13 protein-coding genes are annotated in these 13,674 nt (G+C 64.5%); 6 read left to right on the top strand and 7 right to left on the bottom strand.

Annotation, left to right across the window (positions count from 1 at the left end; all coding sequences use genetic code 11):
- Positions 1 to 105: 105 nt before the first annotated feature.
- Positions 106 to 927 carry a 3'(2'),5'-bisphosphate nucleotidase CysQ gene (gene cysQ / locus MnOB_RS18355; RefSeq protein ID WP_077525663.1) on the bottom strand — a complete coding sequence of 274 codons (822 nt, stop codon included), beginning with the start codon at positions 925 to 927 and terminating at the stop codon, positions 106 to 108.
- Complete coding sequence (gene nudE / locus MnOB_RS18350; protein ID WP_077525662.1) at positions 924 to 1,490, bottom strand: ADP compounds hydrolase NudE; 567 nt, start codon at positions 1,488 to 1,490, stop codon at positions 924 to 926. Before nudE ends, cysQ begins: the two co-directional genes overlap by 4 nt.
- Before the next feature lie 129 nt (positions 1,491 to 1,619).
- Here nudE and yrfG point away from each other — a divergent pair, with 129 nt between their 5' ends.
- Positions 1,620 to 2,282: a GMP/IMP nucleotidase gene (gene yrfG / locus MnOB_RS18345; RefSeq protein WP_077525661.1), complete on the top strand. Its 663-nt coding sequence runs from the start codon at positions 1,620 to 1,622 to the stop codon at positions 2,280 to 2,282.
- A gap of 47 nt (positions 2,283 to 2,329) precedes the next feature.
- On the opposite strand, the gene lysM is transcribed toward yrfG, so the two are convergent.
- Positions 2,330 to 2,770, bottom strand: coding sequence for a peptidoglycan-binding protein LysM (gene lysM, locus MnOB_RS18340; RefSeq protein WP_077525660.1), 441 nt, complete (start codon positions 2,768 to 2,770; stop codon positions 2,330 to 2,332).
- Between the two features lie 129 nt (positions 2,771 to 2,899).
- Here lysM and MnOB_RS18335 point away from each other — a divergent pair, with 129 nt between their 5' ends.
- The 5 genes from MnOB_RS18335 to MnOB_RS18315 all read left to right on the top strand — a co-directional run bounded on the left by MnOB_RS18335 (position 2,900) and on the right by MnOB_RS18315 (position 8,510).
- Entirely contained in the window at positions 2,900 to 3,799 is a 900-nt protein-coding gene (locus tag MnOB_RS18335; RefSeq protein ID WP_077525659.1) for a LysR family transcriptional regulator, read from the top strand.
- A 93-nt stretch (positions 3,800 to 3,892) separates the two neighbouring features.
- Entirely contained in the window at positions 3,893 to 4,738 is an 846-nt protein-coding gene (gene fdhD, locus MnOB_RS18330; RefSeq protein WP_077525658.1) for a formate dehydrogenase accessory sulfurtransferase FdhD, read from the top strand.
- Entirely contained in the window at positions 4,735 to 7,056 is a 2,322-nt protein-coding gene (locus MnOB_RS18325) for an FdhF/YdeP family oxidoreductase (protein ID WP_077525657.1), read from the top strand. The genes fdhD and MnOB_RS18325 overlap by 4 nt, the downstream gene beginning before the upstream one ends.
- A gap of 403 nt (positions 7,057 to 7,459) precedes the next feature.
- On the top strand, positions 7,460 to 7,945 hold the full coding sequence (locus MnOB_RS18320; protein WP_077525656.1) for a hypothetical protein: 486 nt from the start codon (positions 7,460 to 7,462) through the stop codon (positions 7,943 to 7,945).
- A 166-nt stretch (positions 7,946 to 8,111) separates the two neighbouring features.
- Entirely contained in the window at positions 8,112 to 8,510 is a 399-nt protein-coding gene (locus tag MnOB_RS18315; protein ID WP_077525655.1) for a glycine zipper domain-containing protein, read from the top strand.
- A 57-nt stretch (positions 8,511 to 8,567) separates the two neighbouring features.
- On the opposite strand, the gene sstT is transcribed toward MnOB_RS18315, so the two are convergent.
- The 4 genes from sstT to MnOB_RS18295 all read right to left on the bottom strand — a co-directional run bounded on the left by sstT (position 8,568) and on the right by MnOB_RS18295 (position 13,674).
- A complete protein-coding gene (gene sstT, locus MnOB_RS18310) occupies positions 8,568 to 9,815 on the bottom strand; it encodes a serine/threonine transporter SstT (protein ID WP_077525654.1) in 1,248 nt (415 codons plus the stop codon).
- A 375-nt stretch (positions 9,816 to 10,190) separates the two neighbouring features.
- Positions 10,191 to 10,628, bottom strand: a complete 438-nt coding sequence (locus MnOB_RS18305) for an acyl-CoA thioesterase (RefSeq protein ID WP_077525653.1) — start codon at positions 10,626 to 10,628, stop codon at positions 10,191 to 10,193.
- Positions 10,629 to 10,655: 27 nt separating this feature from the next.
- Positions 10,656 to 11,819 carry an iron-containing alcohol dehydrogenase gene (locus MnOB_RS18300; protein WP_077525652.1) on the bottom strand — a complete coding sequence of 388 codons (1,164 nt, stop codon included), beginning with the start codon at positions 11,817 to 11,819 and terminating at the stop codon, positions 10,656 to 10,658.
- A 64-nt stretch (positions 11,820 to 11,883) separates the two neighbouring features.
- Positions 11,884 to 13,674: an acyl-CoA dehydrogenase C-terminal domain-containing protein gene (locus MnOB_RS18295; protein ID WP_077525651.1), complete on the bottom strand. Its 1,791-nt coding sequence runs from the start codon at positions 13,672 to 13,674 to the stop codon at positions 11,884 to 11,886.

The raw sequence follows: 13,674 nt of genomic DNA, 5'->3' as shown, positions 1-13,674 counted from the left end.
TCGTGATAATGGGTTTCGCTTCGCGCTACGCCATCCTACGAAGATTCTGCGAAGCGACAGCCATGAAAAAGGGCCCCTCGGGGCCCTTTGTCGTTTCCTGTGTTCTCAGTCCAGCGCGCGTGCCAGCTGAATCAGCTCCGCCCGCCATTCGGCGGCAACCGGCAGCGCCAGGAAGGACGGGTTCAGGAAGTTCTCGCGAGCCTCATAGGTAAGGGGCTCACCGGCGAGATTCAGCACCTCGCCTCCCGCACCTTCGAGCACGCCCTGAGCGGCGGCAGTGTCCCACTGGGAAGTGGGCGCCAGGCGCGGATAGCAATCCGCCGACCCTTCGGCCAGCAGGCAGAACTTCAGCGAGCTGCCGATACTGGCCAGCTGCAGATCACCAAAGCGTTCGCACAGCCCCGCCAGCAGGCGCTCCTGCGCCGGGCTCGAATGGCGCTTGCTGGCCACCACGGTGAACGCTTCGTCTGGCGCGATGCGTACCGCGATTTCGTCGGCCTCGTACTCTTCATCCTCACTCCAGGCGCCAAGGCCAGCGCCGCCGTAGTAGCAGCGCCCGATCACCGGCATGCCGACTACGCCGAAAACCACCCGGCCGCCTTCTATCAGCGCCACGTTGACGGTGAACTCTTCGCTGCCGGCGATGAATTCCTTGGTGCCATCCAACGGGTCCACCAGCCACCAGCGCTGCCACTTGGCACGCTCGGCGAGGGGAATGTTGGCCGCCTCTTCTGAAAGCACCGGAATGCTCGCATCCAATGCCGCCAGCCCCGCATCCAGGACTTTGTGAGCGGCGAGATCGGCTGCCGTCACGGGCGAAGCGTCGTCCTTCTCGGTAACGGCCAGGTCACCCCCCCAGAAAGGCAGGATGGCGTCGCCGGCCTGGCGCACCAGTTCGATCACGGCGGGAAGCAAGGGATGGTTCAAGGCTGGTACTCCCCACGTTGGGTCAGGATGTCTCTGGTCAGGTATAGCGCAGCCAGGGCGCGACCCTCGCTGAATTGCTGGTGCTGGGCGAGGCTGGAAAGCTCGCGCAGGCTGATGCGGTCGACCCGCAGCGGTTCCGGCTCATCGCCGGGCAGGCTTTCCTCATAGAGGTCGCGGGCCAGGACCACTTGGATCTTCTGGCTCATGTAGCCGGGGGACAAAGTCAACTCGGTGAGGTGTTCCAGCTTACGCGCGCCGAACCCGGCTTCTTCCTTGAGTTCGCGGTTGGCGGCGGCGAGTACCTCCTCGCCCGGTTCGATCAGCCCCTTGGGCAGGGACAGCTGGTAGTCGTCGGTGCCGGCGCAGTATTCCTCCACCAGCAGCACGTGTTCGGCATCGGCCATGGCTACCACCATCACGGCACCGTAACCGGAGCCCTTGCCCACCAGGCGTTCGTAGGTGCGCTCGACGCCATTGGCGAAGCGCAACTGCAATTCCTCGACACGGAACAGGCGGCTGCTGGCGACTATCTCGCGAGCGAGCACCGTGGGCTTCTGACGCATAACGGACTCCTTGGCATGACCGGCGGGTTATCATACTCCGCCTTTGTCGAATGTCCCCGCCGGAGATTGCGTGCCCGCGACGGCCAGCGACGCAAGGACGACAGCCACCCGCAACCACCGATACCGCCCATGCCGCAATTGCCCTGGAATGCAATCGACACCGTCCTCCTCGATATGGACGGCACCTTGCTCGACCTGCACTTCGACAACCACTTCTGGATGGAGTACCTGCCGCAACGCTATGCCGAGCATCACGGCATCAGCCGCGCGCTGGCCGACGCCGAGCTGCTGCCGCTGTTCCGCGACAACGCCGGACAGCTGAACTGGTACTGCACGGACTTCTGGAGCCGCGAACTGCGCCTGTCGATCCGCGACCTCAAGCGCGAAGTCGCCCACCTGATCGCCCTGCGGCCGGATGCCGACTTCTTCCTCGCCGCGTTGCGCCGCTCAGGCAAGCGTGTGGCGCTGATCACCAACGCCCACCGCGACTCGCTGTCACTGAAGATGGAACGCGTCGAACTGGCGCCCTGGTTCGACCGCCTGATCAGCTCCCATGATTACGGCTTCCCCAAGGAAGACCAGCAGTTCTGGCACGCCCTGCAGCAGGATTTCGGCTTCGACGCGGCGCGCAGCCTGTTCGTCGACGACAGCCTGCCGATCCTGCGCAGCGCGCGGCAGTACGGCATCGCCCAGTTACTGGCGGTGCGCGAGCCGGACAGCCGCAAGGGCCCGAAGGACACCGAAGAGTTCGCCGCGGTGGAGAACTACCGGACGCTCGTGGAAGGCCTCTGACAGGCCTTCAGCAGCCCGAAACCATTCCCAGCGCACGCAGCAGATCGTTATTCAGGGATACGCAGCACCTGCCCGGGATAAATCTTGTCCGGGTGGGAGAGCATTGGCTTGTTGGCCTCGAAAATCTTCGGGTAGGCATTGGCGTTGCCGTACTCGGCCTTGGCAATGGCGCTCAGGGTGTCGCCCTTCTTCACCGTGACGAAACGTGCCGGAGTCACGGCAGGCGCGCTGACGCTGATCTGGTCTTCGACCTTGGCCACGCCCTCGACATTGCCCAGAGCCAGGAGGATCTTCTCTTTCTCTTCCTGCGTCGCGACTTCGCCACGGGCGATCACCTTGTCACCTTCCACCGTCAGCTCGATGGCAGGATTGCCCAAGCCCACCTTGGCCACATGCTCCTTCAGCGCATCGGCAGCCTGAGCCTCCTGGCCCACCAGGGTTTCCCACAGCTTCACACCCGCTTCTTTGACAAAGTCGAAGATGCCCATGACAGATCCTCTCGTTCCATAGGAATGGCGCACCTGGCGCCTGGGAGGTGCAAGTCTAGACGGCCGTTCCAGCTCGACCGCCCGATGGCGACGACAGGCTAGAATTCCGCTGCACATCAAGGAGCCGGCATGGACATCAAGCAACTGAAGTTCCTCATAGCGCTGGAGGAAACCCGCCATTTCGGCCAGGCCGCCGCGCGCTGCCACGTCACTCAGCCGACGCTGTCCATGCGCCTGCGCAGCCTGGAAGAAGAACTCGGCCTGGAACTGGTGATCCGTGGCCAGCGCTTCGAAGGTTTCACCGATGCCGGCCAGCGTGTGCTGGCGTGGGCACGCACCCTGCTCGCGGCCCATGACGGGCTCTACGCCGAAGCGGCGGCCTGCCGCGGCCAACTGGTCGGGACCTTGCGTCTCGGGGTGGTGCCGCTGGCCGGCTTCGACCCGATGCGCCTGGTGGAAGCCTTCTCGGCGCCGCACCCGAATCTGCGCTTCCAGCTGTTTTCCATGAGCTCCGAGCAGATTCTCGAAGGCCTGGCGCGTAACCAGCTGGACCTTGGCCTGTCCTATCTCGACCGCCTGGACCGCGAGCACTTCGAGAGCCTGGAACTGGCACAGGCCCGCATGGGCCTTCTGCACGATCGCCGGCATTTCAGCTTCGAAACCTCGGCCCTGCCATGGGAAAGTCTGGTGGACCTGCCCCTGGGACTGCTCTCGGGCGGCATGCACTTCCGCCAATCCATCGACCATGGCTTCCGCAGCCGGGGCCTGTCGCCCCAGCCGAGGCTGGAAACCGATGCCGTCCATCAGTTGCTGCAGGCCGTCAGCGCCGGACTGTGCTGCGCCATCATGCCGCTGGACAGCGGTCTCGACGATTTCACCGAGCACCTGACACTGATCCCCATAGAGGACGCCCGCACCCTGGCACCCCTGGGCCTGATCCTGCGGCGTGGCGCCCCACGCTCGGCTCTGGCGGATGCCTGTTTCTCGGAAGCGCGGGCCTTGCTGGCGCTCGATTCGTCCAGCCGATAGACGCGCTCGATCAATGAATCGGGAATAGCGATTAGACGCCCGTACCAGGCGGGCCTAGGATGGCTGAGTCAATCCGTCGCAGGGGGCAGAACCATGCCAAACCCAGACGCCAAGCGCCATCTCACCGCTGTGGATAACCCGCCCGAACCAACCGGCTACCAATATGCCGAGCTGGATGGCGAGGCGCGCGTAGAAGATGCCGCCCTGGCCGAAGAGTGCGCCCTGGCAATTTCCTACAACGGCATCAGTTATGCCGTGATGATGGTTTCCCCCAGTGCCCTGGAAGACTTCGTCGCGGGTTTCAGCCTGAGCAGCGCCGTGGTCCAGTCAATCGACGATATCTATGACATTCAGCTCGAAGGCGAGGGCATCGCCTTGCACGCGGAAGTGGATATCGGCAATCGCGCCTTCTGGTCGCTCAAGGAACAGCGCCGCAACCTGGCCGGCACCACCGGCTGTGGACTCTGCGGCGTGGAAGCGCTGGAACAGGCGCTGCCGGAACTGCGCTCCCTGACGCCGGCTCCCTTGCCGCCTGCAGAGCACTTTATCGACCTGCGCCAGCGCATCAACGCCGCGCAGGAACTGGCCCGACGCAGCGGCGCACTGCACGCCGCGCTGTTCGTCGATGGCGATGGCGAGTTGCGCCTCTGCCGCGAAGACATCGGCCGCCACAACGCCCTCGACAAACTGATCGGCGCGCTGCTGCGCCAGGGACTGGACCCTCGCTCGGGTTTCGCGGTGGTCACCAGCCGCTGCAGTCTGGAACTTATCCACAAGGCTGTGCGCGCGGGTCTGTCCACCTTGGTGAGCCTCTCCGCCCCCACCACCCTGACGGTGGAATGGGCACGCCGGCACCACCTCAATCTCATCCACCTGCCCCACCACAGCGCGCCACGGGTCTACAGCCCGGCGCCAGACGCGAAAGCCCCGACAGAATGAGCCTGCAACCCGTACAACCTCGCTACAAACCCTACAAAGGCGCCGCGGCTGGCTGGGGTGCGCTGAAAAGCGTCACCCGCTTCTGGCTGGACAGCAAACAGCCGTTCAAAAACCTCCGCGCCCTGCTCAAGACCAACCAGAACGGCGGTTTCGACTGCCCGGGTTGCGCATGGGGCGATTCCCCCGAAGACGGCCGCATCAAGTTCTGCGAGAACGGCGCCAAGGCGGTCAACTGGGAAGCCACCAAGCGCCGGGTGGATGCCGCCTTCTTCGCCCGCTACAGCGTCAGCCAACTGCGCGATCAGAGCGACTATTGGCTCGAATACCAGGGTCGCCTGACCCAGCCGATGCGCTACGACCGCCAGACCGACCACTACGTGCCGGTCAGCTGGGACCATGCCTTCGCCTTGGTGGCACGCCATCTGCGCAACCTGGAAAGCCCGCACCAGGCGGAGTTCTACACCTCCGGCCGCGCCAGCAACGAAGCGGCCTATCTGTATCAACTCTTCGTCCGCGCCTTCGGCACCAACAACTTCCCCGACTGCTCGAACATGTGCCACGAGGCCAGCGGCGTTGCGCTGATCCAGAGCGTCGGCGTCGGCAAGGGCAGCGTGACCTTCCACGACTTCGAACATGCCGACGCCATCTTCGTATTCGGACAGAACCCGGGCACCAACCACCCGCGCATGCTCGAGCCGCTTCGCGAAGCCGTGCAAAGGGGCGCGCAGGTTGTCTGCTTCAATCCACTCAAGGAGCGCGGCCTGGAGCGATTCCAGCACCCGCAACATGCCCTGGAGATGCTCAGCAACGGCTCGCGGCCGCTCAACACCGCCTTCTTCCGCCCGGCGCTGGGCGGCGACATGGCGGCCATTCGCGGCATCGCCAAGTTCCTGCTGCAGTGGGAGCGCGAGGCGCAGGCGAGCGGCGAGACGCCGGTGTTCGACCACGACTTCATCGCCGAACACACCCTCGGCGTCGACGCTTACCTGGCTGAAGTGGATGCCACGCCCTGGGCGCAGATCGAGGCGCAATCGGGTCTGACGCTGAATGAAATCGAGATATCCGCGCGCATCTACCGCGACGCCCGCAACGTGATCGTCTGCTGGGCGATGGGCATCACCCAGCACCGGCACTCGGTGCCGACCATCCAGGAACTCGTCAACCTGCAACTCCTGCGCGGCAACATCGGCCGCCCCGGTGCCGGCCTGTGCCCGGTGCGCGGTCACAGCAACGTGCAGGGCGATCGCACCATGGGCATCAATGACCGGCCGCCGGCGGCGCTGCTCGATGCCCTGGAAAAACGCTTCGGCTTCCAGGTCCCCCGGGACGACGGCCACAACACCGTGGAAGCGATCAACGCCATGCTCGAGGGGCACGCGAAGGTCTTCATCGGCCTCGGTGGCAACTTCGCCCAGGCTACGCCGGACAGCTCCCGCACCCATGCCGCGTTGCAGAACTGCGAGCTGACCGTGCAGATCAGCACCAAGCTCAACCGCAGCCACCTGACCATTGGCCAGGAAGCGCTGATCCTGCCCTGCCTCGGTCGTACCGATATCGACCGCCAGTTGGACGGCCCGCAGGCCGTAACGGTGGAAGATTCCTTCAGCATGATCCATGCGTCGTACGGCCAGCTGGAGCCCTCTTCCCGCGAGATGCGTTCCGAGCCGGCCATCATTGCCGGCATCGCCAAGGCCACGCTGGGCGACCACCCGGTGGACTGGGACGCCCTGATCGCCAACTACGACCGCATCAGGGATCTTATCGCCGAGACCATTCCCGGCTTCGAAGACTTCAACCGCCGTGTGCAGAATCCCGGTGGTTTCTACCTGGGCAACAGCGCCAATGCCCGGCGCTGGACGACGCAGACCGGCCGCGCCAACTTCCAGTCGAATCCGCTACCGGCCGACCTGCTCCACGAGAAGGTGCGCAGCACCGGCGAGACACCGCATCTGATCCTCCAGACCCTGCGCTCCCACGACCAATACAACACCACCATCTACAGCCTGGACGACCGCTATCGCGGCGTGCGCGGTCAGCGCGATGTGGTCTTCGTCAATGAAGCCGACATCCGCCGGCTGGGCTTTGAACCCGGGCAGAAAGTGGACATGGTGACGCTCTGGGACGACGGCGTGGAACGGCGCGTATCCGACTTCAGCCTGCTCGCTTTCGACATCCCGGCCGGACAGGCTGCCGCCTACTACCCGGAAACCAACCCGCTGGTACCGCTGGAAAGCTATGGAGACGGCAGCTACACCCCGACCTCCAAGTTCGTGGCCATCCGCCTCGAAGCCTCTCGCGACAATAGCCGCATCCTCTGAGGATGCGGCTTCGCCTACCGAATAGCGCCCGTGCGCGCACACGAATTCGCCGCAATCCGAGTGTCGGACTGCGGCGAATATCAATTTGAAACTTAAGTAGGGGAAGTTTGATTCTCGAACTTAACTATCAAGAAACAATTTGAAATACGGAATCAATGCCTATATAAAGTCTCGACGGAACTTTATGTTCATGGGCACTTCGCCAGTATCTGAAAAGACCTGAAAGACGCGGAAAATGCGGGCGGGAATAGGTCTCAGACAGCCCGAATCGAAAAAAGTTCTGCCGGGAAATCAGATAATTAAAAAAATAAGAAAAGTTGATACTTTTCGTCGCCCGCTACTTGCGTAAGTAAATTCCCACAGTAAATATCGCCTCACCAAAACCACTGAGGCGATCCTCACCATGAAGTACACCTCGATCCTTCTTCTGTCTCTTGGCCTCGCCAGCGGCAGCGTCTTCGCAGGCGGCAATACCGACGCCGGTATTGGCGGCGCGCTGGGCGGGGTTGTGGGGTCCGTTGTCGGCAACGCAGTCGGCGGCAGCACTGGCGCAGCGATTGGCGCCGGCGTGGGTGGTGCAGCAGGCGGCGCAGTAGCGGCCCCGAAACGTAACCGTACCGAAGCTGCCATTGGCGGTGGTCTGGGCGCTGCAGGCGGCCAGGTTGTTGGCCGGCAAATGGGCGGCACCACTGGCGGCCTGATCGGTGCAGCCCTCGGCGGCGGCGCCGGCGGTGCCCTCGGCAACGAATTCGGCGACCGGAACCGCTACGACGATGACGACTACGATGACGATCGTCGCCACTATCGTCGCGGCTACCGCGACCATCCGGGCCGCGGCTGGGGCCATCGCAAACACAAGAACAAGCACCACGGTGATTGGGACGACTGAACAACCCCGCTAACAAAAAAGCCCGCTTGAAGCGGGCTTTTTCAAGACCTGAGGTCTGGTCGAGCGACAGCCACCCCCTCCCGATTCCAAAATTCGACTTCTGTCATGAGTGCCGGTCAAGCGTCGGGACCATGGCTCACCTTTTTTGAAATGGAGACTTAGCAACATGCGTAATGCAGTAACCGCCCTCGCCCTCAGCCTGCTGGCCACTCAGGCCGTAGTAGCCGGTGAAACCACCAACAACGCCATCGGTGGCGGCCTCGGCGGCGTCCTGGGCAACGTTGTTGGCAATGCTGTCGGCGGTAGCACTGGCGCCGCTATCGGTGCCGGCCTGGGTGGTGCAGCAGGTGGCGCAATGACCGCCAGGAGCGGCAAGAAGACCGAAGCCGCCATCGGCGGTGGCCTGGGTGCAGCGGGTGGCTCGGTAGCCGGTCGCGCACTGGGCGGTTCCACCGGCTCCGCCATCGGCGCAGGCCTGGGCGGCGCAGCGGGCGGCGCTATCGCCACCGAGCTGACCAAGGACGATCACGACGGCAATCGCAAGCACCGCAAGCATCGCCACTGATCGATGCACCCATGAAAAAGCCCGGCATTTGCCGGGCTTTTTTGTTGCTGGACGAAATCAGCCGATCTGCTGTTCGGCGCGCGCCTCATCCACGTCGCCGCTGGCCATGCAGGCAGCCGCAGTGAAGAGTACGTCGGTGGATGAATTCAGCGCGGTTTCGGCAGCGTCCTGGAGGATGCCGATGATGAAGCCCACGGCCACGACCTGCATCGCCACTTCGCTGGGGATGCCGAACAGGCTGCAAGCCAGCGGGATCAGCAGCAGCGAGCCGCCCGCCACGCCGGAAGCGCCACAGGCGCAGATGGAGGCCACGACGCTGAGCAGGATCGCGGTGGGGATGTCGACGACAATGCCCAGGGTCTTCACCGCCGCCAGGGTCAGCACAGTGATGGTGATGGCGGCACCGGCCATGTTGATGGTGGCGCCCAGCGGAATGGAGACCGAGTAAGTGTCTTCGTGCAGGCCCAGCTTCTCCGCCAGTTGCAGGTTGACCGGGATGTTGGCCGCCGAGCTGCGGGTGAAGAAGGCCGTGATGCCGCTTTCACGCAAGCAGGTCAGCACCAGCGGATAAGGGTTGCGGCGAATCTTCGAGAACACGATCAGCGGGTTCACGACGAAGGCCACGAACAGCATGCAGCCCAGCAACACCGCCAGCAGGTGGGCGTAGTCGGCCAGCACGCCAATGCCGTTCTCGGCGAGGGTCGAAGCAACCAGGCCGAAGATGCCCAGCGGGGCGAAGCTGATCACCACGCGAACGATCAGCGACACGCCATGGGACAGGTCGCTGAACACGTTGCGGGTGGTTTCACTGCCCTGCCGGATGGCGATGCCCAGGCCCACAGCCCAGACCAGGATGCCGATGAAGTTGGCCTCCATCAGCGCCGTCACCGGGTTGGCCACGGCACTCCCCAGCAGGCTCAGCAACACTTCGGAGATATTGCCGGGCGGCGCCAGGTCAGCGGCGCCAGTGCTCAGGGTGATGGTGGAGGGGAAGATGCTGGACGCCATCACCGCCACGACCGCGGCGGAGAACGTGCCGATCAGATAGAGCACGAGGATCGGGCGAATGTGCGTGCGCTCGCCTGGCTTGTGGTTGGCGATGGCAGCGATCACCAGGATGAACACCAGCACAGGTGCCACGGCCTTCAAGGCCATGACGAATAGCTTGCCGAGCAGGCCAGCGGCACTGGCGTACTGGGGCGCGGTCAGGGCGAGGGCGATGCCGGCGATCAGGCCGATGATGATCCGGGTCACCAGGCTGGTGCGTTTCAAGCGTTGCAGGATGGAGCCGTTTGCATGAGTCATGGCAGGTACCGCTGAACGTCGGGCCGCACGACGCGCGGCCCGGGGTGGACATTGAACCCCGATGACGCACCGCCCTGGCTGTTCCAGATCAAGCGGAAAAGAAAGAGCCGGGCCGCGCGGTTCAGTACCTCGCAGCCGGATGGGTCATTCGGGTTTGGCGCGCATTGTGCGGATTCACACAAACGATGGGTAGAGCGGAGGGGCGCTCGGGCCTCTGCATGTCGCGATTTCGGCCCTTTCAGGTCGAATGGGTGAAAGTTGTCTGTAGGGGCGAATTCATTCGCCATGCAGACCGCAGGTCTGCCCGGAAGCTCACGAGGGGACAGCTACGCTGTCCTTGGCGAATGAATTCGCCCCTACATGAAAAGCGCTTGGTCAGCCCTCCACCACCAACTCCGCCAACGCCATGCGCAGCGTCTCGGGAATCGGCACCGGCCGGTTGCTCTCGCGGTCAACGAAGACATGCACGAAGCGTCCCGCCGCGCAGGCCTCGCTCTCACCCTGCTTGAAAATCGCCAGTTCGTACTGCACCGAACTGTTGCCCAGCTTGCCGACTCGCAGTCCGACCTCGATGCGATCGGGGAAGGCGATGGAGGCGAAGTAATCGCAGGACGAACTCACCACGAAGCCCACGACGCCGCCTTCGTGGATATCCAGCCCACCCTGCTCGATCAGGTAGGTGTTCACGGCACTGTCGAAGAAGCCGTAATAGACCACGTTGTTCACATGGCCGTAGATGTCGTTGTCGTGCCAGCGCGTGGTGATGGGCTGGAAGTGGCGGTAGTCGCCGCGCAGGTGCTCGGGTTGGCTCATGGGGTTCCCTGGGTTCGGTTGGATCGGTCAGAAGGCGGCCTGGTAAATGGCCAGGGCCTGCGCTTCGCTGACCTCGCGCGGATTATTCACCAGCAGGCGCTGTTGCAACATGGCATCACTGGCCAGGCGCGGCAGCATCGCCTCGGGCACACCGGCATCGCGCAAGCGCGTGGGTAACCCACTGCGCTCGCTGAAGGCGGCAAGCTCGAGGATCAACTGCTCGGTGAGCTCCGCCTCGCTGCCCGGCTTGAGTTTGCTACCGAGCACCAGCGGCGCCAGTTCTGCATAGAGCGGTGCAGCCACCTCGGCGTTGAAGCGCAGCACGTGGGGCAGCACCAGGGCGTTGGACAGGCCATGGGGAATATGGAAGTGCCCGCCCAGCGGATAGGCCAGCGCATGCACGGCCGCCACCGGAGCATTGGCGAACGCCTGGCCGGCGAGGCATGCGCCCAGCAGCATGGCCTGGCGCGCTTCGCGGTTGTGGCCGTCCTGGACCACCGCATCAAGGTTTCCGGCCAGGAGGCGCAAGGCCTCGCGCCCCAGCAAATCGGATAGCGGATTCTTCTTCAGCTTGCTGGTGTAGGACTCGATGGCATGGACCATGGCGTCGATCCCGGTGGCCGCCGTGACTGCCGCCGGCAGGCCGAGGGTCAGGTCGGCGTCCAGCAATGCGAGGTCAGGCAATAGCAGCGGCGAAACCACGCCCATCTTGGTGGTTTCGCCGGTGGTGACGATGGCAATGGGCGTCACCTCGGAACCGGTGCCGGCGGTGGTCGGCACCTGCAGCAGCGGCAGACGCCGGCCGCGCGCGTTGCCCACGCCGTAGATGTCCGTCAGCCCCTGCTGGCAGTCCGGGTGCGCCAGCAACGCCACCAGCTTGGCCACGTCCATCGAGCTGCCACCGCCGAAACCCACCACCAGCTGGGCGCCGAGGACCTTCGCCAGCGCCACGGCCTCCAGCACCACTGTCTCGGGCGGATCGGCCTGGACCTGGTCGTAAACCGCAACGCTGAGGCCCGCGAGGGCGAAGCCGAGGAGGATATCGTCCAGCAGGCCGAGCCGGGTGATGCCGGGATCGGTCACCAGCAGGACGCGCTGGGCGTCGCGCTCGCGGCAAAGGTCGGCAAGGCGTGTGGCCGAGCCGGATTCGCAAAGAATCTGCGCGGTGGTGGCGAAGCTGAAGGGCTGCATCCGGGCGTCCTCCCTTGTTGTTGTCGAGGCGCACCGCGAGTTCGCGGCACGCCGGTTAACGCCGTCAGAACGCGAAATGTGCCTCGGGCAGGGTCATCAGGCAGTCTGCGCCGCCCAACAGGGCTTCACGATGGCTGCTGGCGCGCGGCAATACGCGACGCATGTAGAAGCGCGCGCTGTGCAGCTTGGCCTGGTAGAAATCCGCCTCCGAGCTGCCCGACTCCAGGGCGTCCTGGGCGCGCGCCGCGGCCTGCAACCAGAAGCCCGCCAATAGCACATAGGCCGAGTACTGGAGGAAGTCCACCGAAGCGGCGCCGATTTCTTCCGGGTTCTCCCGCACCCGATCCAGCAGGGTCGCACTCAGTCCACGCCATTCCTGCAAGCGTGCCAGCACGGCGCCCGCCAGTTCGGCCACTTCGGCACGCTCCAGCTGGGCATCGGCCAGGGCGGCAAACTCGTCCTGCAAGGCGGCCAGTTCGGCACCGCCGTCGCCCATCAGCTTGCGGCGGATCAGGTCCAGCGCCTGGATGCCATTGGTGCCTTCGTAGAGTTGGGTGATGCGGCTGTCGCGCATCAGTTGCTCCATGCCCCACTCGCGGATGAAGCCATGTCCGCCGTAGACCTGGACCCCGAGGCTGGCCACTTCCTGGCCCATGTCGGTGAAGAAGGCCTTGAGGATGGGAATCAGCAGCGCCGCGCGACGGCTGGCGGCCTTGCGTTCGGCCGCGTCCGGATGGCCGTGCTCCAGGTCCAGCTGGCGCGCGCAGTAGGCGGCCAGCATGCGGCTGCCTTCCACCAGGGTCTTCTGGGTCAGCAGCATCCGCCGCACATCGGGGTGGTGGATGATCGGGTCAGCCGGTTTATCCGGTGCCGCCGGGCCGCTGAGGGCACGGGATTGCAGGCGTTCGCGGGCATAGGCCAGGGCGCCCTGGAAAGCCTGTTCGCCGATACCGAGCCCTTGCAGGCCGACCTGGAAGCGCGCGTCGTTCATCATGGTGAACATGCAGGCCAGGCCCTGGTTGGCTTCTCCGATCAGCCAGCCGGTGGCGCCGTCGAAGTTCATCACGCAGGTGGCGGCGCCCTTGATCCCCATCTTGTGCTCAATGGCGCCGCAGCCCAGGGCGTTCTTCGCCCCCGGCGTGCCATCCGCATTGGCGATGAACTTGGGCACCAGCAGCAGGCTGATGCCCTTCACGCCGGCTGGGGCATCCGGCAGGCGCGCCAGCACCAGGTGGACGATGTTTTCGGAGAGGTCCTGCTCGCCGCCGCTGATGAAGATCTTGCTGCCACTGACCTTGTAGCTGCCGTCGGCCTGGGGCTCGGCGCGCGTGCGCAGCAGCGCCAGGTCGGTGCCGGCCTGGGGCTCGGTGAGGCACATGGTGCCGGCCCATTGGCCACTCACCAGTTTCTCCAGGTAAGCCTGCTTGAGCGCATCGCTGCCGTGTTTGTACAACGCCAGCACGGCACCTTCGGTGAGTCCGGAGTACACGCGGAACGACAGGCTGGCGCCCATCAGCATCTCGTGGAAATTGCAGGCGACCATCTGCGGGAAGCCCTGGCCGCCGAACTCCTGCGGCCCGGTCATGCTGGCCCAGCCGTTGTCGCAGTACTGTCGATAGGCCTCGCGGAAGCCCTTGGGCGTCGTCACCGCGCCCTGCTCCAGGGTCACGCCTTCTTCGTCGCTGTTGCGGTTCAGTGGCGACACCACTTCGCCCGCATAGCGCGCGCCCTCTTCCAACACACCGTCGATCAGTTCGCGGTCAAGACCGTTGGCCAGCAGCTCGCAGTGGCCGGCGACGTCGAAGAGTTCATGGAGTACGAAGCGCATGTCGCGCAGGGGTGCCTTGTAAGCCAT

This window comes from Metapseudomonas resinovorans, assembly GCF_002003485.1.
In the GTDB taxonomy this organism is placed as follows: Bacteria; Pseudomonadota; Gammaproteobacteria; order Pseudomonadales; family Pseudomonadaceae; genus Metapseudomonas; species Metapseudomonas resinovorans_D.
The sequence above is the reverse complement of the archived record's forward strand: the minus strand, read 5'-3'. Positions and strand labels throughout refer to the sequence as shown.

Bases quoted from the DNA above. Each gene is read 5' to 3' on its own strand.
- MnOB_RS18325 (WP_077525657.1), top strand. From the start codon at position 4,735: ATGAGCCTGCAACCCGTACAACCTCGCTACAAACCCTACAAAGGCGCC.
- MnOB_RS18335 (WP_077525659.1), top strand. From the start codon at position 2,900: ATGGACATCAAGCAACTGAAGTTCCTCATAGCGCTGGAGGAAACCCGC.
- MnOB_RS18305 (WP_077525653.1), bottom strand. From the start codon at position 10,628: ATGAGCCAACCCGAGCACCTGCGCGGCGACTACCGCCACTTCCAGCCC.
- nudE (WP_077525662.1), bottom strand. From the start codon at position 1,490: ATGCGTCAGAAGCCCACGGTGCTCGCTCGCGAGATAGTCGCCAGCAGC.
- MnOB_RS18300 (WP_077525652.1), bottom strand. From the start codon at position 11,819: ATGCAGCCCTTCAGCTTCGCCACCACCGCGCAGATTCTTTGCGAATCC.
- lysM (WP_077525660.1), bottom strand. From the start codon at position 2,770: ATGGGCATCTTCGACTTTGTCAAAGAAGCGGGTGTGAAGCTGTGGGAA.
- yrfG (WP_077525661.1), top strand. From the start codon at position 1,620: ATGCCGCAATTGCCCTGGAATGCAATCGACACCGTCCTCCTCGATATG.
- fdhD (WP_077525658.1), top strand. From the start codon at position 3,893: ATGCCAAACCCAGACGCCAAGCGCCATCTCACCGCTGTGGATAACCCG.
- sstT (WP_077525654.1), bottom strand. From the start codon at position 9,815: ATGACTCATGCAAACGGCTCCATCCTGCAACGCTTGAAACGCACCAGC.
- MnOB_RS18315 (WP_077525655.1), top strand. From the start codon at position 8,112: ATGCGTAATGCAGTAACCGCCCTCGCCCTCAGCCTGCTGGCCACTCAG.
- MnOB_RS18320 (WP_077525656.1), top strand. From the start codon at position 7,460: ATGAAGTACACCTCGATCCTTCTTCTGTCTCTTGGCCTCGCCAGCGGC.
- MnOB_RS18295 (WP_077525651.1), bottom strand. From the start codon at position 13,674: ATGGCTTACAAGGCACCCCTGCGCGACATGCGCTTCGTACTCCATGAA.